17 protein-coding genes are annotated in these 22,996 nt (G+C 71.7%); 9 read left to right on the top strand and 8 right to left on the bottom strand.

The window, feature by feature from the left end:
- Window positions 1-28 precede the first annotated feature (28 nt).
- Entirely contained in the window at window positions 29-775 is a 747-nt protein-coding gene (locus tag ACLQ3B_RS07580; protein WP_425778620.1) for an SDR family NAD(P)-dependent oxidoreductase, read from the bottom strand.
- A gap of 159 nt (window positions 776-934) precedes the next feature.
- Here ACLQ3B_RS07580 and ACLQ3B_RS07575 point away from each other — a divergent pair, with 159 nt between their 5' ends.
- From ACLQ3B_RS07575 to ACLQ3B_RS07555, 5 genes are read left to right on the top strand one after another with little or no spacing between them, the layout of a single operon-like run.
- Entirely contained in the window at window positions 935-2,230 is a 1,296-nt protein-coding gene (locus tag ACLQ3B_RS07575) for an ABC transporter substrate-binding protein (protein WP_425778618.1), read from the top strand.
- Between the two features lies 1 nt (window position 2,231).
- Window positions 2,232-3,152, top strand: a complete 921-nt coding sequence (locus ACLQ3B_RS07570; protein ID WP_124818439.1) for a carbohydrate ABC transporter permease — start codon at window positions 2,232-2,234, stop codon at window positions 3,150-3,152.
- A complete protein-coding gene (locus tag ACLQ3B_RS07565) occupies window positions 3,149-3,970 on the top strand; it encodes a carbohydrate ABC transporter permease (RefSeq protein WP_425778615.1) in 822 nt (273 codons plus the stop codon). The genes ACLQ3B_RS07570 and ACLQ3B_RS07565 overlap by 4 nt, the downstream gene beginning before the upstream one ends.
- Window positions 3,967-6,054, top strand: a complete 2,088-nt coding sequence (locus tag ACLQ3B_RS07560; protein WP_425778614.1) for an alpha-galactosidase — start codon at window positions 3,967-3,969, stop codon at window positions 6,052-6,054. Before ACLQ3B_RS07565 ends, ACLQ3B_RS07560 begins: the two co-directional genes overlap by 4 nt.
- Before the next feature lie 46 nt (window positions 6,055-6,100).
- Window positions 6,101-8,314, top strand: a complete 2,214-nt coding sequence (locus ACLQ3B_RS07555) for a glycoside hydrolase family 27 protein (protein WP_425778612.1) — start codon at window positions 6,101-6,103, stop codon at window positions 8,312-8,314.
- Between the two features lie 51 nt (window positions 8,315-8,365).
- On the opposite strand, the gene ACLQ3B_RS07550 is transcribed toward ACLQ3B_RS07555, so the two are convergent.
- The 4 genes from ACLQ3B_RS07550 to ACLQ3B_RS07535 form a co-directional block, all read right to left on the bottom strand.
- Entirely contained in the window at window positions 8,366-10,924 is a 2,559-nt protein-coding gene (locus ACLQ3B_RS07550) for an ATP-binding protein (RefSeq protein ID WP_425778610.1), read from the bottom strand.
- Window positions 10,925-11,021: 97 nt separating this feature from the next.
- The gene (locus tag ACLQ3B_RS07545) at window positions 11,022-14,099 is read right to left on the bottom strand and encodes a S8 family serine peptidase (RefSeq protein ID WP_425778608.1); all 3,078 of its coding nucleotides are present in this window, start codon (window positions 14,097-14,099) and stop codon (window positions 11,022-11,024) included.
- Between the two features lie 532 nt (window positions 14,100-14,631).
- Window positions 14,632-15,882, bottom strand: a complete 1,251-nt coding sequence (locus ACLQ3B_RS07540) for a DUF222 domain-containing protein (protein WP_425778606.1) — start codon at window positions 15,880-15,882, stop codon at window positions 14,632-14,634.
- A gap of 95 nt (window positions 15,883-15,977) precedes the next feature.
- Entirely contained in the window at window positions 15,978-16,457 is a 480-nt protein-coding gene (locus ACLQ3B_RS07535) for a winged helix-turn-helix transcriptional regulator (protein WP_425778604.1), read from the bottom strand.
- A gap of 103 nt (window positions 16,458-16,560) precedes the next feature.
- On the opposite strand from ACLQ3B_RS07535, the gene ACLQ3B_RS07530 reads away from it, so the two are divergent.
- Window positions 16,561-18,138, top strand: a complete 1,578-nt coding sequence (locus ACLQ3B_RS07530; protein ID WP_425778602.1) for an MFS transporter — start codon at window positions 16,561-16,563, stop codon at window positions 18,136-18,138.
- Window positions 18,139-18,187: 49 nt separating this feature from the next.
- Here ACLQ3B_RS07530 and ACLQ3B_RS07525 read toward each other — a convergent pair whose 3' ends face one another.
- Window positions 18,188-18,595, bottom strand: coding sequence for a RidA family protein (locus tag ACLQ3B_RS07525; protein WP_208741284.1), 408 nt, complete (start codon window positions 18,593-18,595; stop codon window positions 18,188-18,190).
- Complete coding sequence (locus ACLQ3B_RS07520) at window positions 18,592-19,473, bottom strand: NAD(P)-dependent oxidoreductase (protein WP_425779824.1); 882 nt, start codon at window positions 19,471-19,473, stop codon at window positions 18,592-18,594. The genes ACLQ3B_RS07525 and ACLQ3B_RS07520 overlap by 4 nt, the downstream gene beginning before the upstream one ends.
- Before the next feature lie 28 nt (window positions 19,474-19,501).
- Between ACLQ3B_RS07520 and ACLQ3B_RS07515 the strand changes: the two genes are divergently transcribed.
- Window positions 19,502-20,407 (top strand): LysR family transcriptional regulator, encoded by a 906-nt coding sequence (locus tag ACLQ3B_RS07515; RefSeq protein ID WP_425778599.1) that lies wholly within the window; start codon window positions 19,502-19,504, stop codon window positions 20,405-20,407.
- Between the two features lie 34 nt (window positions 20,408-20,441).
- Here ACLQ3B_RS07515 and ACLQ3B_RS07510 read toward each other — a convergent pair whose 3' ends face one another.
- Window positions 20,442-21,308, bottom strand: a complete 867-nt coding sequence (locus tag ACLQ3B_RS07510; protein ID WP_425778597.1) for an oxidoreductase — start codon at window positions 21,306-21,308, stop codon at window positions 20,442-20,444.
- Window positions 21,309-21,440: 132 nt separating this feature from the next.
- Between ACLQ3B_RS07510 and ACLQ3B_RS07505 the strand changes: the two genes are divergently transcribed.
- Together ACLQ3B_RS07505 and ACLQ3B_RS07500 are read left to right on the top strand one after the other, a co-directional pair.
- Window positions 21,441-22,322: a helix-turn-helix domain-containing protein gene (locus ACLQ3B_RS07505; protein WP_425778595.1), complete on the top strand. Its 882-nt coding sequence runs from the start codon at window positions 21,441-21,443 to the stop codon at window positions 22,320-22,322.
- 114 nt (window positions 22,323-22,436) lie between these two features.
- The gene (locus ACLQ3B_RS07500) at window positions 22,437-22,979 is read left to right on the top strand and encodes a TetR/AcrR family transcriptional regulator (RefSeq protein ID WP_425778593.1); all 543 of its coding nucleotides are present in this window, start codon (window positions 22,437-22,439) and stop codon (window positions 22,977-22,979) included.
- Window positions 22,980-22,996: the final 17 nt, after the last annotated feature.

Below are 22,996 nucleotides of genomic sequence, written 5' to 3'. Positions count from 1 at the left end.
GGCCTTTTCGCTGGTCGGTATCGATCTCTCAGGCCGAGGCTTTCACCGCTGTCCAGCCACCGTCCACCACCAGGCTCGCGCCGGTGATGTAGGCGGCGTCCGGCGAGGCGAGGAAGGCGACAGTGGCGGCCACCTCGTCAGGTGTGCCGAAGCGCTTGGCGACGGTCTCCGCGATGCTGTGCTGCCGGTCCTCTTCGGACACGTCGGCCCAGGCGGCGGTGAGGATCGGCCCGGGCAGCACGGTGTTGACCCGGACCTGCGGGCCGTACTCCACGGCGAGTTGGCGGCCGAGCGCGACCAGGCCACCCTTGGCCGCGGCGTACGCGGGCCGGCCGGGCAACCCGACAAGCGCGTGCACCGAGGAGATCAGCACCACCGCGCCCGAGCGTGCGCGCAGGTCGTCCAGGCAGGCGCGGACGCCGAGGAACGAGCCGGTGAGGCTGACGCCGAGCTGGTGGTCCCAGGACTGTCGGCTGGTCTCGTGGGCCGGGGCGACCCGCACGGCGTACGCGGTGCTGACCAGGATGTCGATCGGGCCGAGGCGGTCCCGTACGGCGCGTACGGCTGCCGTCCAGTCGGCCTCGTCGCTGACATCGCCCACTACGGACAGTGCGCGGTCGCCTCTCGCGGTCAGTTCCTCGGCCAGCGGGGCCGGGTCGGCCACGTCCAGCAGCGCGACAGCTGCTCCCTCGGCGGCGAGCCGCCGGGCGGTGGCCGCGCCGATCCCACCCATCGCGCCGGTGACCAGCGCGTTCTTGCCCTCAAGCCGGCGCATAGGCTGATCCACCTGACCCTCGCCTTGGTCTCGTCTAATCATTAATTATGAAGATATCTTGACAGCCGGCAAGGGCCGATGCAACCTTCTCGTCACAGCATTCACATGGACGACACATCGCGTGGTGACGCTGAGTGTCGTAAAGGAAGGGATACCTCCGTGAGCGACTTCGACCCCGGTCGCCGGCGATTCCTTGGCCACCTCGGGCTCGCCGGCCTGGGCGCGCTCGGCGCCAGCTCGTTCCTCAGCGCGTGCGCCAGCTCCGCCAGCGGGCCGACGACGAGCAACGGCTCGGGCGCGGTCACCATCCAGTCCAACCTCTCCTCGCCGCAGGCCAAGGCGGCGATGGAGAAGCTGATCGAGACCTTCAACGCGCAGGGCAAGGGCACGGCGAGCCTCAACACGATCGCCTCGGAGACCTTCCGGACCCAGCTGCCGACCTACCTGACCTCGGCCAACCCGCCGGATCTCTACACCTGGTACGCGGGCTCGGTCGCCAACGACTACGCCAGCAAGAACCTGCTGCTGGACGTCTCCGAGGTCTGGAAGTCGCTGGACGACTACCCGCAGTCGCTGCGCACCCTCTCCACCGACGCCAGCGGCAAGCAGATCTTCGTGCCGATGAACAACTACTGGTGGGGCTTCTTCTACCGCAAGTCCAACTTCGCCAAGTGGGGCGTGCAGGAGCCGAAGACCTGGACCGAGTTCCTGGCCCTCTGCGAGACGCTGAAGAGCAAGGGCGTCCCGCCGATCGGCATCGGCCTCGGCGACACCCCGTGGGTGGCCTCGGCCTGGTTCGACTACCTCAACATCCGGATCAACGGCGCGCCGTTCCACCGTGAGCTGCTCGCCGGCAAGCAGCGCTTCGACGACCCGAAGGTCAAGGCGGTCTTCACCCGCTGGCGCGAGGCACTGCCCTACTTCGATCCCAAGGGCAAGGCGTACCCGTTCCAGGAGGCGACCACCGCGCTGCTGGCCGGCAAGACCGGCATGTTCCTGATCGGCACGTTCTTCGCCGACGCGGCACCCAAGGACGCGCTCGGTGACCTGGACTTCTTCCGGTTCCCGATCATCGACCCGGCGGTGCCGCTGGCCGAGGAGGCACCGACCGACGGCTTCTTCGCCAGCGCGAAGACCGCCAACCCGACCGGCACCAAGGCCCTGCTCAGATACCTGGCCGGGGTCGAGGCCCAGGAGGCGTACGTCAAGGCCAGCTCCGGCATCGTGCTGCCGGCCAACCCCAGGGCCAAGGCGTCGGACTCGCCGCTGGTGGTCAAGGGCAAGGCGATGCTGAACGAGGCCAAGGAGTTGACCCAGTTCTTCAACCGCGACTCCAGCGACGCGCTCCAGCCGACCGCGGACACCGCGCTGACCAAGTTCATCGACAAGCCGGACCAGATCGACGCGATCCTGCGGGAGTGGCAGGCCGGCGCCGAGAAGGTCTTCAAGGGCTGACGTGACAGCAACGATCTCCACGACTTCGGTCACCCCCACCCGGCGGCGGCGACGGTCGGCTCGACTGTCGCCGCTGCTTGTGGCGTTCGTCCTCGTGCCGTTCGCGGTCGAGAGCGTCTGGGTGTTCTGGCCGGCGATCCAGGGTTTCTGGTTCTCCCTCACCCGCTGGGACGGGATGACACCGCCCACCTTCGTCGGCACCGACAACTACGTCGAGCTGGCCGGCGACGCCACCTTCCGGGGCGCGCTCGTCAACACGGTGATCTGGCTGGTGCTCTTCGGCGGCCTCTCCGTGCTGGGCGGCTTCGGAATGGCGCTGGTCCTGCAGAAGGAGCGGCGCGGTGTCGGCTTCTACCGGGCCGCACTGTTCACCCCTGTGGTGTTCTCACTTGTGGTGACCGCGTTGGTCTGGCGGGTCTTCTACCAACCCGACGGCATCGCCGACACGCTGCTACGGGCGGTCGGCCTGGAGCAGCTCATCCGGCCCTGGCTCGCCGACCCGCAGACCGCCCTGTACGCGGTGATCCTGCCCGCGCTGTGGCGGCAGATCGGGTACGTGATGGTGCTGTTCCTGGCCGGGTTGAAGGCGATCGACCCGGCGCTGCACGAGGCGGCCCGGATGGACGGCGCAAACTCCTGGCAGCGGCTGTGGCACGTCACCATCCCCCAGATGAAGGGGGTCAACGCCGTGGTGCTGTCGGTCATCGTCATCGACTCGCTGCGCTCGTTCGACATCGTCTGGTCGCTGACCAAGGGTGGGCCGTACCACTCGTCGGAGCTGCTCAGCACCTACATGTACTCGACCGCGTTCCAGAGCCTGCGGCTGGGTTACGCCTCGGCGATCGCTGTCGTGATCTTCGTGCTCGCGCTGGCCGTCATCCTCGGCTACCTGGTCCGCGCGTTCCGGGAGGAAGCGTCATGAACAAGCTCCGTACCGGGGCCTTCCACACCGGCATGATCCTGCTCTCCCTGCTCTGGCTGGGCCCGGTGCTCTGGGTGGTGGTGATGTCCACCCGGTCGTTCGACGACATCGCCGCGCACGGCGTGGGCAGCCTGCCCCGGTCGTTCACCCTGGACACCTACCGGCAGGCGTGGACCGACGGCGGCGAGCTGCGCGCGCTGATCAACAGCCTGCTGGTCACCGTCCCGTCGGTGGCGCTGAGCCTGGGGTTGGCCGCGATGGCCGCCTTCGCGCTGAGTCGCTTCCGGATCCCCGGGCGGCGGACGATCCTGCTGCTGATGCTCGCCGGCAACCTGCTCCCACCGCAGATCCTGCTCATCCCGGTGGCCAAGTTCAGCGAGCTCACCGGCCTGTACGACACGCTCTGGGCGCTGATCGCGGTGCAGGTCGGGTTCGGGCTCGGCTTCTACACCTTCGTCCTGCACGGCTTCATGCGGGACTTGCCGGGTGAGATCCAGGAGGCGGCCACCATCGACGGCGCCGGCACGGCGCAGATCTTCACGAAGGTGATGCTGCCGCTGACCCGACCCGCGCTGGCCGCGCTCGGGGCGCTCTCGTTCACCTGGATCTTCAACGACCTGCTCTGGGCGATCACCGTGCTGCGTACCGACGACAACATGCCGGTCACCCCGGCGCTGCTCGCCCTCCAGGGCCAGTTCGTCTCGTCCTGGAACGTCATCGCCGCCGGCACGGTCATCGCGGCCGTCCCCACCGTCGCGGTGTTCCTCCGCTTCCAGCGGCACTTCGTCTCCGGCCTGGCGCTCGGAGCGGTCAAGTGACCGCCGAGACCGGGCAGCGCTGGACGCTGCGGGGCACGCACACCGACTACACCGTGCGGGTGCCCGCGCACGGTCGCTGGCTGGAACTTGTCGCATGGGGGCCGCACGGCGTCTCCGACGGGCCGTCGCCGGTCGCCTACGACGGCCCGGTCCCGTTCCTCACCGCCGGGGACGCGGCCCCCATCGAGTACGCCACCGACGCCGACCGCCCGTTCACCGGCGCCGACCTGGTGATCGAGACCTCGAACGGGCAGCGCCGGGTGGGCTTCGCGCACACCGACGCGCGGATCGACGCCGACCAGCGGGAGCTGGCCGTCGAGTTCGCCGACCCGGTCACCGGGCTGCGTGCCACGGTGCACTACCGGGTGCCGGTCGGCACCGACGTGGTGCAGCGGTGGGTCGAGGTGACCAACGACGGCACCGACGCGCTGCGGGTGATCCGGGCCGGCTCGGGCGGGTTCTGCGTACCGACGCCGCACGGCGCGCTGCTCAGCCACCAGTGGGGGCAGTGGGCGCAGGAGTTCCAGCTCGCCCACGTCGAGCTGGGCCACGGCACGTTCGGCATCGGCAGCTCCCAGGGCGTACCCGGGCATCTGCACGTGCCCTGGCTGGCCGTGCGCGACACCGCCGAGCCGGCCGGGCCGGCGTGGGGGATGGCTCTGGCCTGGACCGGCTCGTGGGAGATCAGCGCCGAGCGGGACACCGGCGGCCTGACCCGGGTACGGGTCGGCCGGCAGTTGGTCGACGGCCCACTGGAGTTGGCCGCGGGCGAGCGGCTGACCCTGCCGGTGGTCACCGGGGCGTACAGCCCGGACGGCCTGGACGGACTGGCCCGGGTCTGGCACACCCACCAGCGGTTGTTGGCCGGGGAGCGGCTCAGGCCCCGCCCGGTGCTCTACAACTCCTGGGAGGCGACCTACTTCGCGGTCGAGGCGCAGAGCCAGCTCGCGCTCGCCCGGATCGCCGCCGAGCTGGGCGTGGAGACGTTCGTCGTGGACGACGGCTGGTTCGTCGGTCGCAACGACGACACCGCCGGGCTGGGCGACTGGACGCCCGACCCGGCGAAGTTCCCGGCCGGGTTCGACGCGTTCATCGCCGACGTCCGCGCGCTCGGGCTGAACTTCGGGCTCTGGGTCGAACCGGAGTGCGTCAACCCGAAGTCGTCCCTGTACGCCGAGCACCCGGACTGGGTCTACTCCGTCGACGGGCGGCCCCTCACGCCGGTCCGCAACCAGTACCTGCTCGACCTGGGTCGGCCGGAGGTCGCCGAGTTCGTCCACAGCACAGTCGACGGCCTGCTGCGCCGGTACGACATCGACTACCTGAAGTGGGACTTCAACCGGCCGCGTACCGAGCCGGGTCGGTCCGGTGGGGTGGGCCCGCTCGACCTGGACGGCGCGCACGTCGCCAACCTGCACCGGATCTACGAGCGGTTGCGCCGGGACCATCCCGGGGTGCTGATCGAGGCGTGCGCCGGCGGGGGCGCGCGGACCGACCTGGCGATGGCCGCCCGGGCCGACGTCTTCTGGCCCAGCGACAACACCGGCCCGCTGGACCGGCTTGCCATCCAGTACGGCTTCCTGCACGCCAACGCCCCGCACCTGCTCAGTTCCTGGGTCACCGACGCGCCCGGCCTGTTCGATCCCCGGCCGCGGACGCTGGCGTTCCGGTTCGTCCTGGCGATGGCCGGTGTGCTCGGCATCGGCGCGGACATCCGGGCGTGGACCCCGGCCGAGCGGGCCGAGGCGGCAAGCTGGATCGCCAGGTACAAGGAGATCCGGGACGTCGTCACGCACGGCGAGGTGCACCTGATCGGTGGCCCCGACCAGGCCCGCTGCGCGGTGCAGTACACCGCGCCGGACGAGAACCAGGTGGTCGTGCTGGCCTGGCACACCGGCCGGCTCGACGGCGCCGGGCTGCTTCCGTCCCGCCCGGTCCGGTTGCCCCTGCGCGGCCTCGACCCCACGGCCCGCTACGCGCACGGCGACCGGCACTACTCCGGCAGCCACCTCGCCGCCGTCGGCCTGCCGGTGCAGTGGAGCGCGACCCACGACGCCGACCTCATCGTGCTGACCCGCGACTGAGATCGGAGCACCACCACCCCCACCCCCGAGGGACAGGAGTACCTCCATGCGCCTGAACCGACAGCTGACCGCTGCCCTGGCCGTGCTCGGCCTGGGCCTGGCCAGCCCGATGCCGGCGATGGCCGGCCCACCCCATGCCGACCCACCGCAGGCCGGCCACGGGCCCGGCCGTCCCGGCCACGTCCCGGCGGCCCCCGGCGCGGAGGATCAGGGCGCGCCGACCTTCTTCAACAGCGGTCTCGCCCCGACGCCCTACCAGGGTTGGAACACCTACTTCGGCCTCGGTGGCGATCCCACCGAGGCCGAAGTGCGGTCGGTCACCGACCACATGGTCCACAGTGGCCTGCGCGACGCCGGCTACACCTACGTCTGGATCGACGGCAACTGGGCAGCACCCACCCCGCGCAACGAGGCCGGCAACCTCGTCGCCGACCCGGCCCGCTTCCCCGGTGGAATGGCCGCGCTTGCCGCGTACATCCACAGCAAGGGGATGAAGGCCGGCATCTACACCGACGCCGGCCCGTACCTGCCGGGGCAGTGCGGTCTCGGCAGCAACGGGCACTACCGGACGGACATCGCCCAGTTCGCCGCCTGGGGCTTCGACGCGCTCAAGGCCGACTGGCTCTGCGGCCGGGCCGCCGGCCTCGACCCGGAGACCACCTTCCGGGAGCTGGCCGAGGCGGTACGCCAGTCGCCCCGGCCGATGCTGCTCAACATCTGCAACCCGGTCAGCTCGGACTGGGGCGGCGGCCCGTACACCCCGGAGCAGCTCTCCACCTGGAGCTACACGTACGCGCCCACCGTCGCCGACTCCTGGCGGACCTACACCGACGTGGGGCTCACCGACCCGAGCCCGCAGTGGGCGTACCCGTGGGTGCTGCGCAACATGGACGTCAACGCGTACCACCCGGCGGCCACCGGGCCGGGGCACTACAACGACCCGGACTACCTGTTGCCGATGCGTCCGCTGCCCGACGGCGGGTACGAGTTGAGCCTGGACGAGTCGAAGACGCAGCTCGGCATGTGGGCCATCATGGCCGCGCCGCTGGTGATCGGCTCCGACCCGCGTGGCCTGCCGAAGGAGATGATCTCGGCGCTGACCAACCCGGAGATCATCGCTGTGGACCAGGACCCGCTGGTCCGGCAGGGCGTCAAGGTCGCCGACACCGGCACCGACGCGCAGGTCTGGAACAAGGTGCTCGCCGGTTCCGGCAAGCGGGCAGTCGCGCTGCTCAACCGGCACGACACCGCCCAGCGGATCACCGTGAACTTCGCCGACGTCGCCCTCGGCGGGTCGGTCAAGGTCCGTGACCTGTGGTCTCGATCCACGGTGGACGCCCAGCCAGCCACCCCGGGCGTGCAGCCGTTCACCGGCTCGTACACCGTCGAGGTGCCGGCGCACGGGGTGGCCATGCTCGGCCTGACCGGCACCGACCAGGTCGCCGGTGCCGACCTCGGTGGCACCGCGAGCGCCAGCCCGGCGCTGGTCCGGGTGGACGACACGCACGCCACCGCCTTCGTCCGCGACGCGCGGGGTGCGCTGGCGGTCAACACCCGCTCCGGTACGACGTGGGGGACGCACTGGACCTCGCTCGGCGGCCCGGTCGGCGGCCGGATCCTCGGCCAGCCGGCGGCGTACGGCTCCGCCGACGGGCGGCTCGACGTCTTCGTCCGGGGCACCGACAACGCCGCCTGGCAGCGCAGTTACGTCGCCGGCGGGTGGGGGCCGTGGCGCAGCCTCGGTGGCTCGCTGACCGACGCGCCCACGGTGGCCTGGACCAGCCCGACGCAGTGGACGCTCGTCGCCCGCGGTGCCGACGGCAAGCTCTGGTCGCGTACGCCGACCGCTGGTTGGACCGGCGTCGGGGCTCCCGAGAACCGGCCGTTCTACGGTCGGCCGAGCGCTGTCGTCGACGACGCCGGCGTGTTGCACGTGGCGGTCCGCAGCCGCACCGACGAGGTGTGGTGGAGCAGCCGGACCGGCACCACCTGGTCGGCCTGGACCAACCTGGGTGGCACCACCAGCGGCAGCCCGACGCTGCTCGCCACCTCCGGCCGGGTCTACCTGTTCGCGCTGGCCGCCGACAACCGGCTCTGGCAGCGCAACCTGGCCGACGGCGCCTGGGGCGGCTGGTTCCGACGCGGTGAGTTCGCCTCCGACGCGTTCCGGGGTGCGCCCGGGGCCGCCGCCGGTGTCAACGGCAGCGCCTGGCTGGCGGTACGCGGCGTGGACGACCGGGTCCACCAGGTCACTCTCTGATCCACGGTGGCGGGCCGTCGACCTGACGGCCCGCCACCCCGCCAGCGTGGCTCAGGTCGGGACGAGTTCCCGGCATCGGCGCAGGGCGGTCAGGGCCAGCGGCGCGTCCCGGCCCGCGATCCCGGCCTCCAGTTCGGCGACCGCTTCCGCGGCCCGCGCCGGATCACCGGCAGCGGCTGCCGCCTCGGCCAGCACCAACACGGCATCGGCGGCCCACGCCAGGATGCCCTTTCCGCGCACCAGCGCCAGCGCGTCCGCCGCGTGCCGGACGGCCTCGTCCGGACGCCGGCCAAGGGTGAGCCGGGCCAGCGCCGAGAGCGCCTGCACCAGCGGCCAGATCGCACCGACCCGCCGGGCGTCGGCCACCACCTCTCGTAGCGCCCGCTCGGCCACCTCCACGTCGTCGCGTCCCTCCCCGCCGTTGCCAGGGCCCTCGGCGTTGCCGGCGCGTCCCTCGGTGTCCCCGCCGCTTGCGGTGTCCGCGCGTCCCTCGCTGTTGTCGCCGCCTGCGGTGCCGGGGCGTTCTTCGGTGTTGCCGCCGACTCCGGCGGTGTGGGCCAGCACGGTCGCCAGTTCGGCCCGCGCGTCCAGCAGGGTGACCGGCATCCGCTCGGCGCTGGCGACCAGCCGGCCGAGTCGCTCGGCGAGCCCCTCCAGCCGTCCGGCGGCCCGGTCCAGTGACAGTTCGGTCGCCTCCACCAGGGCCGTCAGCCGCTCGTACCCGGTCTCGTCGACAAGCGCCCGACCGGCCGCCAGAAGGGCTTCGGCCTGCTCCGGGTGGCCGGCGTGCAGCGCGCCCTGCGCCCAGTTCAAGCAGGCCCGCGCATGCTCGCGGGGCCGGTCGGCCAACTCGGTGGAGGCGCCCAGCTCCCTGATGATCGCCCAGGCCGCCGGCTCGCCCAGTTCCAGCAGCAGCGAGGCTCGGGCGATACGGACCGCGAGGTGCGCCCCCGGATCCCCGCTGGCCGCCGCGGCGCTCTCCGCGTCCGCGCACCGGGCCAGGTGGTCGTCGACGTGCCGGCCGACGACGGTGTCGGGGGCCGCCAGCACCGCGAGCGCCTGGGCCTTGCGGCGCGGCGCGCGCAGGTACGGCACGGCACGCTCGATCTCGGTGTACCCGCGCAGGGCCTCGCCCTGCTGACGCAGCATCCGCCCGAGCACCAGACCCAGCTCACCTCGGGCGCCCGGCGGCAGCCGTCGGTCGGCGAGCAGCCGTTCCAGCACCGGGATCGCGTCGGCCTGGCTGAGCCCTTCGATGGCCGACCGGCCCAGCTTCGCGGCGAGCCGAACCCGGACCGGTCGGGGCAGCTCGGCGATGTCCATCGTCTGGAGCAGGAAACTGGCGGCCGTCGCGTCGTCGCCGCGCTCGGTGGCCAGGTCGGCGGCCGCCTCGGCGTTGCGGACGAAGTCGGCTCCACTGCCGGCCCGACGGTAGTGGTGCGCCAGTTGGGCCACCGGCCTCGGCAGCTCCTGCTCCAACACCCGCGCCACCCGAAGGTGCAGCCACTCCCGGCTCTCCCGGGGCACCAGGTCGTACACCACCTGTCGGGCCAGGTCGTGGCGGAACCGCAGGCCGTCGCCGGCGTCGTGCAACAGGCCCGCCCGGTGTGCGGCGGTCAACGCCGCGCCGATCGCCACCCGGTCCAGGCTGAGCACCGAGGCGAGGATGCGCTGATCGGGTGTCATCCCCAGCACCGCCGCCGCGCCGAGCACCTCCCGGGTGGCCTCGTCGAGCGGGCGCAGCCGCCAGAGCAGCACGTCCCGGAGGACGAACGGGACACTGTCGTCGGCCAACGGGTCGCCGCCCCGCTCGGCGAGCGTACGCAGCACCTCCTCGACCACGAACGGGATGCCGGCGGTGCGGTCGAGCAGGGTGGCGGTCAGTTGCTGCGGCGGATCGTCGAGCCGCAGGGTGCGCGCCGCCAGCCGGCGTACGTCATCGGCGTCCAGTGGGCCGAGCGGGACGCGCGTGACGCTCCACGGGGGAGTCCGCGCCAGGGCGTCGTGGATCGGCGTACTGCTCCCCGGCGTCGCCGTACGCGCGGTCAGCACCACGGCCAAGCCTTCCACCGGGTGGGTGCTCAGGTAGGCGAGGAGTTCGCAGGTCGCCGGGTCGGCCCAGTGCAGGTCCTCCAGCAGCAGCGTGGCGGGGCTCAGCGCGGCGAGCACCGCCGCGACGGCGCGGAGCAGGCGATGTCGCTCGGCCGCCGGGTCGGTCAACGGGGGCGGCGCGTCCGGCAGTACGTCGGCCAGTTCGGGCAGCAGTGGCGCGAGGGCGCCGGCCACCGGGTTGAGCGGACCGAGTGGGTCGGCGCCGCCCCGGATCGCGTCCAGCAGCACGCCGAGCGGGAAGGGCTCGGGCACGTCGTCGCACTCACCGATGAGGTGCCGCCCGGGAAGTTCGGCGAGCAACTCGGCGACGAGTCGACTCTTGCCGATCCCCGGCTCGCCCTCCAACAGGATCAGGCAGGGCGGGTTTGCGGCGAGCCGGCGTAGCTGCGCCAGCTCCGCCGCGCGGCCGACGAACTCGACGGGCCCGCGCAGACGTTCGGGGCGGACGGGAGTTGGGCTCCCGCCGCCCCGTGTCTTGTCCTCGCCGCTGTCGATCACCGTGGGCCGAGCAGATCACCTCTGCCCGGCGCGACGGTGGGCCGGCGGACCGGCGGTGACCTGGGTCACACGCCTTCCCGCCGGCCCGTCGGAACGCTCAGGACTGGACGGTGACCGGCACGGTCTTCAGCGATCCGTCACCGTTGCGGAACTCCAGCACCCCGAGGTAGCGCTGCCCCGGGGCGAGACCGAACCAGCGCAGGGTCAGGTTCGCCGTCGCGCCCGGCTGCACGCTGCGCTGCTTCGGGTCGATGGTGAACCGGCCGGTGGAGGTGCCCGGCGCGCCCGGCAGGTAGCTGGTCACGGTGTACGCGTTCGCGCCGTCCTTGATGTTCTCGGTGAACTCCTGCTCGACGACCACGATGTAGTCCCCGGCACCGTCCGGCAGGGTCACCTTGGCGCCGTCCCGACCGCTGGCCGTGGCGGTGACGAACTTCCCGGACTTGTCGTAGACGTTGAGGCTGAACTCGGTGCACTCCATCACACCCTCCTCGTCGTCCCAGTCGATGTGGGAGCAGGTGGGCCGCGCCGACGTCACCTGGACGAGTGGGCTGCGGGTCCCGGCCGGCACGTGCAGGGTGGACCTGCTGATCGACGCGGGCAGCGGCACCGGCAGGTTGTTCGACGTGCTCCAGTCCCAGCTCGGCCCGTCGCCCTTCAGTGTGACCACGTTGCTGGTGCCCGAGGTCAGGCCGGAGAGCTGGGAGATCAGCTGACCCTGGTAGCCGACCTCGGCGGCGATCCGGACGCTGCCGAAGGTGCCCTTGCCGGTGATGGCGTCGGGGGCGACCAACCCGGAGTTGTGCACGACAAGCGGGCTGCGTACCACGTGCTTGAACTGGTCGCGCCAGGTCAGCGAGCCGTCGGCCCAGGTGTCGAACGCACCACCGGTGTTGGTGACCTGCACGGTGAAGCGGGCACTCTTGCCCGGGCGGATCTGCAGCTTGGCCGGGGTGACCTTGACCTTGTAGCCCGGCGGGGCCTGCACCGACGAGGAGTAGGTGCTGGTCTTGTCGCTGACGTTGGTGACCGTACGGGTCACCGTCTGCTTGCCCACCATCCGGCCCAGCGAGATCGACGGGTAGTTGAGCTGTGCCGTGTCGATCGCGCCGATCGTGTCACAGCCGTCGAGGTCGCCGAGCCCGTAGTCGCCGCCACGGTCGGCGGACACCCCGCACAGGTACTGGATCCAGTCCTGCTGGTTGGAGTCGTAGACCAGGCCCGGGTCGAAGGCGCTGCCCGGCTCGACCTGGCCGGCACCGTAGTTGAGCGGAGTCGCGTCGTACGTGCCGATCTTGATCGGGTTGCCCTTGTCGGTCTTGTCCACGGCGCTTGTCATAAGCGCCGAGCGGACCGCCGCCGGCGACCAGCCGGGGTGCTTGGCCAGCAACAGGGCGGCGATACCTGCGATGTGCGGGGCCGCCATCGAGGTGCCCGACTCCAGGGCGAAGTCGTTGCCGCCGATGGACGGGGAGAACGCGGCGACGATGTCCTGACCGGGCGCGCTGATGTCCGGCTTGAGCAGCTCACCGGCGTTCAGGTTCGACGGGCCCGCCGAGGAGAACGCGGCGACCGCGGGCGCCTCGACCGTCTCCAGCCTGCTCGGCGAGATGGTCGCCGTGGCGTTGCCCTTGGCGACGTACGCGGTGACCGTGGCCAGGTCGACCTCGTTGATGTGCACGGTCGGCACGGCCTGCACGTCGGCGTTCAGGGAATTCAGCTCGTCGTTGTAGAGCACCATGCCGACCCCGCCGGCCCGTGCCACCTCGATGCTCTTGTCGGTACGCGGGATCTCGCCCCGCAGGCAGAGCACGATCGCGCCCTTGACCTTCGCCGGGTCCAGTGTGTCGTCGGCGCAGAGGCCGGCACCGTAGGCGCCGTCCGGATCGACCGCGCTGTCCTTCGCGAAGACCAGTCGGGCCGGCCCGACACCTGTCTCGCCCATGCCCACACCGGCGATGGTGGTGCCGTTGCCAAGGGTGAGTTTGCGGGTGTTCTGCCGGTCGGTCGTGCTCGCGGCCACCGTGGTCAGCCAGGGCGTCGAGTTGTCGACGGTGTTGGCGAACGGGCCGGAGTTGCCGGCGGCGGCGGCGACGAACACGCCGGCGGCGGCCGCGTTGAAGAACGTCGCGTCGACAGCCCCGAACTGTTCGGTGTCGTCACCGATCGAGTAGTTGATCACGTCGACACCATCCGCGACCGCGTCGTCGATGGCGTGCACGATGTCGATGTCGGTGCCGGTCGCTCCGCCCGCACCGTTGTCGTACAACGCCTTGTAGATCGCCAGTCGCGCGGCCGGGGCCATGCCGGAGATCATGCCCAGGTCCTGGGTGCCCGACGTCGCCCGCACGCCGTGGATGCCCGCCGCGGTGCTGGCCGTGTGGGTGCCGTGGCCGTTGCGGTCGCGCGGCGAGGAGTAGTCGTCCGGGAACGCCTCGGCGATGCCGCTGTCGTTGTACCAGCGCGCCCCGATCACCTTGTTGTTGCAGGTGACCGGCGCTTCGACGCCGACGTCGCAGGTGCCCTTCCACTTGGCGTCGATGATGGCCTGGTCGGGGCGGGGACTGGGCAGCGGCGCGAAGCTCGCGCTCTCCGGCCAGTAGCCGCTGTCGATGACCCCGATGATGACGCCCTCACCCGCGTGGGAGTCACCACCGAACTCCTTCTTCCACACCCCGCCCTTGCCGGTCAGGCCCAGGTAGTCGGGGGTGTGTGAGGTGGCGGCGTGCACCTTCCGGCTCTCGTACACCGCTCGGACACCGTTTGTGGCGCGCAGCCGGGCGGCCTGCGGCCCGGTCAGGTCGGCGGCGAAGCCGTTGAACGCGGTCTCCATGGCGACGCGGGTGCGGTCGGCTGGCACACCGACGTGGTCCAACACGGACCTACGCTTCTGGCGCAGGTGATCCCGGTACGCGTTGGCGTTCCCGGACGTGCGGTTCAGCTTGGCCCCGTCGGCTGGCTTGGTCGCCGCGATCCCGGGAACCCCGCCGGTGTAGGTGGCCAGCGGCTCCTCGTCGAGCTGGACGAGGTAACGGGCGGTCGGACCACTGCTGGCCGGCGCGGCGCTGGCGCTGGCGGGCAGGCTGGTCAGACCGGCCGCGGTCAGCGCCACGGCGGCCAGCATGCTGACCCCGTACCTGGCCCGTCCGGTCCGATCTGCGTTCGGTTGTGGCACGTCGTTGCCTCCACGTTCGGTGCCGGCCGTCACGACTGATGACGGTGGCCGAAACCTAGGATCGGTACCGATCATCGAGAAGCACCCGTAACCTGGCGGTCATCTTGGAAACAAGCTCGTAACACAACGGGTACTTTGCGCGTCATTTGGGGACGCTGGTTTGGGGGATCCATGCCATTTGTTCGGATGCCCGTGCCCTCGGTCGAGTCGCCGTCGGCCCCAACCACCCCGACTACCGAACTGGCAGCCGCATGACCACCATTGCTTGGCCCGACCGCAGGGCCGACATCACCAACGCCCTGTCCATTCTCGCGAGCCTGCGCCCACGCCAGGCCACGTCCTGGCCCGGCCTGACCGAAGCCGTCCACTGGCTCGTCGACGACACGTTCTGGGACCAGCGTCATCCCCGCCGCGACGTCGGGCACAACGCCCGGCGGGTCAGGCCGGAAACACCGTTAGATCCACAGACCCGGGCACAGCATCTGGTTGCCGGCGTGCGGGCAGGGGGCGTCGTAGAGGCATGCAGTAGTTCCTACGTTCGTCGGTGGTAGTGGTTGCGGCGGGGGAGCTGTTCGGGGTCCAGCCAGGCGGGTGGCACGAATTCGGGGTGGCCGTCGCGGCCGAGTTGGACGGTCCAGTCGCTGTGGTGCAGGTGTCGGTGGTGGTGGCCGCAGAGGAGGACCGCGTTGGCCAGGTTGGTGGTGCCGCCGTCGGCCCAGTGGTGGATGTGGTGGGCGTGGCACCAGCGGGGTGGGCGGTCGCAGCCGGGGAAGGCGCAGCCGCGGTCGCGGAGCACGAGGGCGCGGCGCAGCGGGCCGGTGATGAGGCGGCGTTGTCGGCCGACGTCGAGGACCTGGCCGGTGCCGCCGAGGACGGCGGGCAGCAGTGTCGCGTCGCAGGCCAGCCGACGCACGGCCTCGGGTGTGAGGCTGAGGCCGGTGTCGAGGGTGCCACTGCTCAGCTGCCGGGTCAGCCCGTCGTAGCTGGTGGTGACGACGATCTGGGTGGGGTCGCCGCCGTGCTCGGGCAGGTCACCGCTGTGGAGGGCGAGGCGGCACACGTCGCTAAGCGCGTCGTGGCGGCGTTGTCCGGGGGAGCGTTCGTCGTCGGGGCCGGTGGGTGTGCTCAGTGGATCGATGGCGGCCCGGAGGAGGCCTGCGGTTTCGGCGTCGAGGGTGCCGCTGAGTCGCAGTCGACCGTCGGCCTGCTCGGACAACGTGAGGTGCCGGTCGCGGGCGGCGCGGCGTGCATCGGCGTCGAGGGCGGCCTGGGCGGCGGCGTCGGCGATGTCGGGGGCGATGTGGTCGAGGATGCGGGTGCCGAGTTTGCGCAGGTGGGTGGGATCGAATTGGCTGGCCCAGTCGGTGAGCACAGCAACGGCCTTGTTGGCGGCCTCGGTGCCGGCGGTGGCCTGCACGGTGGTGACCGTATCGGTGATGACCCGGGCCTGGTCGAGGCTGATGTGTCCGTCGGCGAGCGCTTGTCGTACCCCGGGGTTGCCGGTGTCGAGGGCTGCGGCGAGGTCGACGAGGCGGCGGGCCGCGGGGACGGTGAGCCGCAGTCGCTCGCGAAGCCACACCGCGGTGGAGGAGGCGCCCTGCGCGCGGGCGGTGCCGCGGCCGTCGATCTCGCGGACCAGGGCCAACGTGATCGCGGCGAGGCGTTGCTGAAGGCGGTGCGCGGCGTCGAGCGCGGCGAGCAGATCATGCTCCGGCAGGGCCCAGGCGGCGGCATCGACGCAGGCGGCGACCGCGTCGTCCGCCTGCGCCAACTCCTCGACCATGACCCGAGACTAGAACAGGTGTACGACACTTCCGGTCACCATGATCGATCGAGTTGACGGCCCGCCGCCGGCCGGTCCGGTCGTGGCCTGGAGGGTCAGTCGCGCCGGACGAGGCCGGGGCCGGCGATGATGTCGATGTCGCTGTCCGCTATCTCGTGGCCGGCGGCGCAGCGGAGCACCGCGCGGATCGGCTCACCGCAGTCGTGGTGGGTGGCGACGATGGACGGGCCGGTGTCGGCGGCGGTCCAGGTGTCGCCCCAGTTGCGCAGCGCGGTGATGACGGGCAGGAGCTCGCGACCCTTGTCTGTGAGTTGGTACTCGTGGCGGGTGCGCTGGCCCGGCTCCCGGTACGGGATTCGTTCGAGCAGCCCGGCGGTGACCATCTCCTTGAGGCGGGCGGCCATGGCGGGCTCGCCGACGCCGACCCGGCGGACGAAGTCGTCGAAGCGGCGCGTGCCGAGCAGGGCCTCGCGCATGATCAGGACCGTCGACCTGCTGCCCACGATGTCCATCGCCCGGGCCACCGAGCAGTTCTCGCTCGTCCAGGCGTCGCGATCGTCTCGTAGGTCCTCCATGCCGTCCAGCTTACCTGACTTGCGTGAGGGCTAGTCAGGTGTTTCACTGGGTGGTGCTGACTTTGGCAGACGCAAGTCAGAACTTCCTCCTGAAGGATCTTCAGTGACCAGCAGCACCACGGCACCGTGCCCACCAGGAGCGACCCCACCCGGAGCGACAGCACCCGGGACGGCCGCCACCGCCCGCTCAACCCTGCGCGGCTCCCGCCCGGTGACCCTGATCGCCATGTGCCTGGGCGCGATGATCACGTTCCTCCAGATCACCGCGACGGTCTCCGCACTGACCACGATCCAACGGGACCTGCGGGTCGACCCGACCACCCTGGTCTGGATCCCCAGCGCCTACACCCTGATGGTGGCGAGCGTGGTGCTGTCCGCGGCCACCCTGGGCAGCCGCTACGGGCGTAGGCGCATGTTCGGTGCCGGGGTCGTCGCGATGATCCTGGGCGCAGCCGTCGTGGCCGGCGCTCCGAGCGTCGCGTGGGTGATCGTCGGGCAGTTGGTCGCCGGCCTCGGTGGGGCACTGATCCTGCCGAACAGCCTGGCGATCCTCGGCGCGACCTTCACCGACCCGCACCGACGGACCGAGGTCATCACCGCGTGGTCGGCGGCGTCCGGCATCGGGCTCGCGATCGGCCCGCTGATCGCTGGCACCCTGCTACGGCACTACCAGTGGCACAGCGTCTACCTGTCGACGATCGCGCTGGGCCTGATCACCCTCGTCGTCGCCGTCGTCGGGGTGGCCGAGTCCCGGCCGAGCGCCGCCCGTCTCGACGTGCCCGGCCTGCTGCTGGGCACCGTCGCCATCGCGGCCGCCGTCTACGCGCTGATCCAGGGCGGCAAGGTCGGCTACACCAACCCGGTGGTGTCGGCGGCCTGGGTCGTCGCGGCCGTCGCGCTTGTCGCGTTCGTGCTGGTCGAGCTGCGGACCAGCGCGCCAATGCTCGACGTACGGCTGTTCCGGTCCGCGTCGTTCAGCGCTGTCATGGTCGTCGGCGCGGTGTCGCTGTTCGGCTTCACCGGCGTGGCGATCCTGCTGGTCCTCTTCCACGAACGCGCCCAGGCGCTCAGCCCACTGGACACCGGCTGGCGGATGCTTGTGCTCTTCGGCGCCTACGTGCTCGTCGCCTTCGGGGCCGGGCGGGCGATCCGTCGTACCGGATTCAAAGCGCCGCTGACCCTCGGCCTGGTCCTCGGCGCGGTGGCGAGCTTCGCGCTGGCGAACCAGGGGCCGACCACGTCGTTCGGTCACCGCTGGGCCTTGTTCGTGTTGTTCGGCGCGGCCAGTGGTCTGGTGGTGGCCCCGGCGACGGCGGCGGCGTTGGCCAGCGTCGCGCCCGCCCAGGCCGGCATGGCCTCCGGGGCGGTCAACGCCGCCCGTCAGGTCGGCTCGGTGCTCGGCTCGTCCCTGCTCGGCACGCTCCTCACCACCAGGATGGTGGCCGACCTGCCGGAGCGGCTCGCCGCGCACCAGGTCGGCGAACCCGCACGTACCGCCGTGCAGGCGGCGGTGGCGTCCGGCGCCAACGGCGGCCAACCGCTGCCCGACCCGGTCCGGGCGGCGATCGCCGAGGCGCTGACCTCAGGCGTCCAGGCCGGGTTGCGGATCACCGGCGTCGTCTTCCTCGTCACCGCGGTGCTCGCGCTCACCACCATCCGCAACCGGCCGCACCAGCGCTGAGGCCAGCGCGCGAACTGCGCCGCTCGCCACGAAGATCAGCTGATGGCGGTCAACCCGTGGTAACGGCCGCGGTGACCTCGACCTCCAGCACCGCGCCGTCGAGAAAGAGCCGGCTCACCTCGACGGTGGTGCTGGCGGGCCGGGTCTGCCCGAAGTAGCGGTTGCGGACGTCCGCATAGCCGGCCAGGTCGCCGAGGTCGGTCATGAACGTCCGGACGTGCAGGACGTCGGCGAAGGTGGCGCCGTGCGCCGCGAGCAGCGCGCCGATCAACTCGAAGATCCGTTCGGACTGCGTCCGCACGTCGCCGGGTGCGACCACCGCACCGGCGTCGTCCACCCCGACCTGACCAGAGAGCATCAGCAGCGCGCCCCCGGGCAGGTCGAGGCGTGCGACGTGCGCGAACCGGTCGCCGAACGGCGCGGCGACAGTCGTCGGATTGTCAAGCGTCAGGTTCACTGCTTCTCCTCGGATGCGGCGGTGTCGGTGAGACGGGCGATGTCGCCCTCCGGATGGCGGGCAGCCGCCAACGCCGATGCGGCGGCGCGCAGCAGGGGCGCAGGCGCGTCGCCGAGCACGTCGAGGGCGAGCCGGGCGTCCTTGGCGGCCAGGGTGGCGGCGAACGCGGCGTCCGTGGTGGTCGCCCGGGCGACCGCGCCGCCGAGCGGTCCGGTGGCGAGCGCATCGAGGGCGGTACGCCTGTCGACGCCCACAGCGTCCGCGACGGCGAGGGCGTCCGCGACCGCGGTGACCGCCGTGACCAGCGCGGTGTTGAGCACCAGCTTCAACGCGGCGCCCCGGCCGGAGCCGCCGCAGCGACGGACGGTGCCCAACGTCCCCAGCAACGGAGCGACCCGCTCGACGACCGCCTCCTCCCCGCCGGCCAGCACCACGAGCCGGCCCGTCTCGGCAGCTTCGGCACTGCCGGCTACCGGGGCGTCAACAAGCGGTACTCCCGCTGGCAGCAGCGTGGCCAGTTCGGCCACGCCCCCGGGACCGATTGTGGACATCTCGATCACGGGGGTGCCCGGCCGCAGCGCCAGTGCCGCACCGGAGTCGACAACCGTCTGCCGGACGGCGACCGCGTCGGTGAGCATGGTGATCACCACGTCGGCGTCGCGGACCGCCTCGGCTGGGCTGCCGGCGGCTCGCGCCCCGGCGTCGACGAGCGGCGCGGCGCGGGCGGACGTGCGATTCCAGACGGTGAGCCGATGGCCGCTGGTCAGCAGCCGACGGCCGATCGCGGTGCCCATCGTGCCCGTACCCAACAGGGCGATATCCAACATGTCGCAAACGCTAGAGGGCGAGGAGTCATGCCACCAGCGACCGTTATGCATCGCAGCCATGCTGCGGGAGCATGGTTCGATGCAGCTGAACACGCTCCAGGTCTTCCGTACCGTCGCCGAGCACGGCTCCATCACGGCTGCGGCCCGCAGCCTGCGCTACACCCAGTCGGCGGTGTCCCGACAGATCGCCGCGCTGGAAGCCGAGACCGGGTCGCCGTTGCTGGACCGGTTGCCGCGCGGTGTCGCCCTGACCGAGCAGGGCCGTTGCCTGCTCGGCCACGCCGTGGCGGTGCTCGACCGGCTGGACACCGCCCGGCGGGACCTGGCGGCGCTGCGCGACCTGTCCGCCGGCCGGTTGCGGGTCGGCGCGTTCCCCACGGCGGTCGCCGCGCTCGTGCCACGTGCTCTGGCCAGCTTCAAGTCCGACCATCCCGAGGTGGCCCTGTCGCTTGTCGAAGGGCTCACGCCGGGGCTGCTGGAGCGCCTGGTCGGCGGCGACGCCGACGTCGCCGTGGTGAGCGCCGCGTCGGACCAGCCGCTCGACGGCGACCAGTTCGACCTGCACCACCTCGTCGACGAGACGCTTCTGGTGGCCGTTCCCCGGACGCATCGGCTCGCCCACCGGCGGACCATCCGCCTGCGCGACCTGGCCGACGAGTCGTTCATCGCCGGCTCGGCGACCGCCGAGGAGACTCTGCTGCGAGCGACCCTACCGGCGGGTTTTCGCCCGCGGATCGACATCGTCGCGGCCGAGTGGACCGGCAAGCTGGGCTGCGTCGCGGCCGGTCTGGGCGTCGCGCTGGTGCCGGCGCTGGCCGTCCGCGCCGCCCCATCCGACCTGACCCTGCTCCGCCTGCACCCCGACGACGCCTCCGTCCGGCGGATCTTCGCCGCGACCGTCGCCGGGCGGAGCCGACCACCGGCGGTGCGGCGGTTCCTCACTCATCTGGACCGGGCGGCGGGCCTGAGCGAAGCGGGCGGGTGACGCGGACCGCCGTGCGGCGGTCCGCGTCCCGGCGTCAGCCGCCGATGGCATCGAGCTCTTCGATCGCGTCGGCCGGCAGCCTCAGGTCGGCAGCCGCCATGTTCTCCCGTAGGTGCGCCAGCGTCGAGGTGCCCGGGATCAGCACGGTGGTGGCGGACCGCTGCAGCAGCCAGGCGAGGGCGACCTGCTGCGGCGAGGCACCCAGCCGGGCCGCCACGTCGTCGAGCGTGCCGGACTGCAACGGCGTGAACCCGCCGAGCGGGAAGAACGCCGCGAACGCGATGTTCTCCTGCGCGCACCTGTCCACCAGCGCGTCGTCCTTCCGGTTGGCGAGGTTGTAGAGGTTCTGCACCGTCACCACCGGCGCGATGGCCTGGGCCTCGGTGAGCTGGTCGAGCGTGACGTTGCTGAGCCCGAGATGCCGGATCAGCCCCTCCTGCCGCAACTCGGCGAGGGCGCCGAACTGCTCGGAGAGAGGATCGTCCCCGGTGCCCTCCGCCACGCCGACCCGCAGGTTGACCACGTCGAGGACGTCCAGGTCGAGGTGCTTGAGGTTGTCCCGGACCTGGGCCTTCAGCTCGTCCGGCTCAAGCGCCGGGATCCAGGAGCGGTCGGCGCCGCGGCGCGCGCCGACCTTGGTGACCAGGTGCAGATCCTCGGGGTACGGGTGCAGCGCTTCGCGGATCAGCTCGTTGACCACCACGGGTCCGTAGAAGTCGCTGGTGTCGATGTGTCGGACACCGAGGTCGACGGCCTCGCGGAGCACGGCGAGCGCCTGCTCCCGGTCGCGGGGCGGGCCGAAGACACCCGGGCCGGCCAACTGCATCGCCCCGTAGCCCATCCGGCTCAGGGTGAGGCCGTCAGCCAGGGTCAGGGACCCGCCGGGAAGGTTCTCGCTCATGTGGTCCTCTATCCGTAATCGGGGTGGGTATGCGTCGACTGTCCGTCGGCACCCACCGGGGCGGCAGGGCGAGCTGTTCCTGGTAGTGACACAGCCAGTCACCGGGCCGCCCGGCGATCTACCGTCGGTGGCATGGACGCGACGAACCCGCTCGGCGACTTCCTGCGTGCCCGCCGGGAGCAGACCCGGCCCGAGGACGTCGGGCTCGGCCCGGGCGTTGGCCTGCGCCGGGTGCCGGGGCTGCGGCGCGAGGAGGTGGCCATGCTGGCCGGCATCAGCGCCGACTATTACCTCCGGTTGGAGCAGGGTCGCGAGCGGCACCCCTCGGTGCAGGTCCTCGATGCCCTCGCCGGAGTGTTGCGGCTGGATCCGGAGGCCACCGCGTACATGATCGGGTTGAGCCGTGCGCGGTCGCGGCGGGCAGCCCGACCGGCCGCCGAGCGGGTGCCGGCCAGCATCCTGCACCTGTTGCGCCAGCTCTCCATGCCGGCGTTCGTGCAAAATCGCTACCTCGACATCCTGGCCTCGAACCCGATGGCGAGGGCGCTGTCGCCGAATCTCGCCCCGGGCGCCAACCGGCTCCGCGCGGTGTTCCTGGACCCGGCCGAGCGGGAGCTGTTCCGCGACTGGCGGCAGGCGATGCAGAGCGTGGTGGGGCAGATGCGCGCCGATTCGGGCGGGGCCACCGACGACCCACGGTTGACGGCGCTGGTGGGGGAGTTGTCACTCAAGAGCGACTGTTTTCGGCAGCTGTGGGCCCGCCACGAGGTGCGTCGACGGGAGGGCGTGGTCAGCCGGCTGCACCACCCGGAGGTGGGCGACCTCGACCTGTACTGCGACAAGCTCGCGGTGGCGGGCGCCGACGGGCAGCTGCTGGTGATCTACCACGCCGAGCCCGGTACGGAGTCCGCCCGCTCGTTGGCGCTGCTCGGATCGATCGCCGCCAGCAGTGCGGACGACGTGCCGGACAGCGTCCGTCCCGGTGACCCGGCCCGCCTCTATCCGCTGGAGTGAGCCGGTCAGGGCCCGCTGCGGGGCCGGCTGCGGGGCCGGCTGCGGGGCCGGCTGGGCGGCCGGCTCCGGGCGACGGGCTTGACGGCGCTTGTTTGTGAGTGCACACTTACAAACATGCGATCCACCGCCGAGGCCCGCCGGGTCACCGTCCTGAACACCGCTGTGTCGGTGTTCGCACGCGCCGGCTTCCATGCCACCCCGGTGACCGCCGTGGCCGCCGCCGCCGGCATCTCGGAGGCGTACGTCTTCCGGCTCTTCTCCGGCAAGCTCGGGTTGTTCGTGGCGGCGGCCGGAGCCTGTTTCGACCGGATCGCCGACGCGATCGAGGCGGGTGCCGAGCGTGCCGCGGGCGGCAGTCCGGAGGAGATCCTCGATGCCATGGGCGGCGCGTACGCGGAGTTGATCGCCGATCGTGATCTTCTGCTCTTTCAGGTGCAGGCGCAGGCCGTCACGGACATCCCGGAGGTCGCCGAGGCGGTGCGGGCCGGCTACCGGCGGGTCGCGACCTTCGTGCAGAGTCGCGCCGGGGCCAGCGACGCGCAGGTGCAGCAGTTCTTCGCGTACGGCCAGTTGTGCCACCTGATCGTGACCGCTGGCCTGGAGCAGGTTCCGGAGCCCTGGGCGCGCGCCCTGACCGCCGGCATTCGCCACCCCTGACCGAGCCACTACTGACC

The sequence above is a fragment of the Micromonospora sp. DT53 genome (genome assembly GCF_049841535.1).
In the GTDB taxonomy this organism is placed as follows: Bacteria; Actinomycetota; Actinomycetes; order Mycobacteriales; family Micromonosporaceae; genus Micromonospora.
Note: the sequence above shows the minus strand (reverse complement) of the source record. Positions and strands in the feature narration are given on the sequence as shown.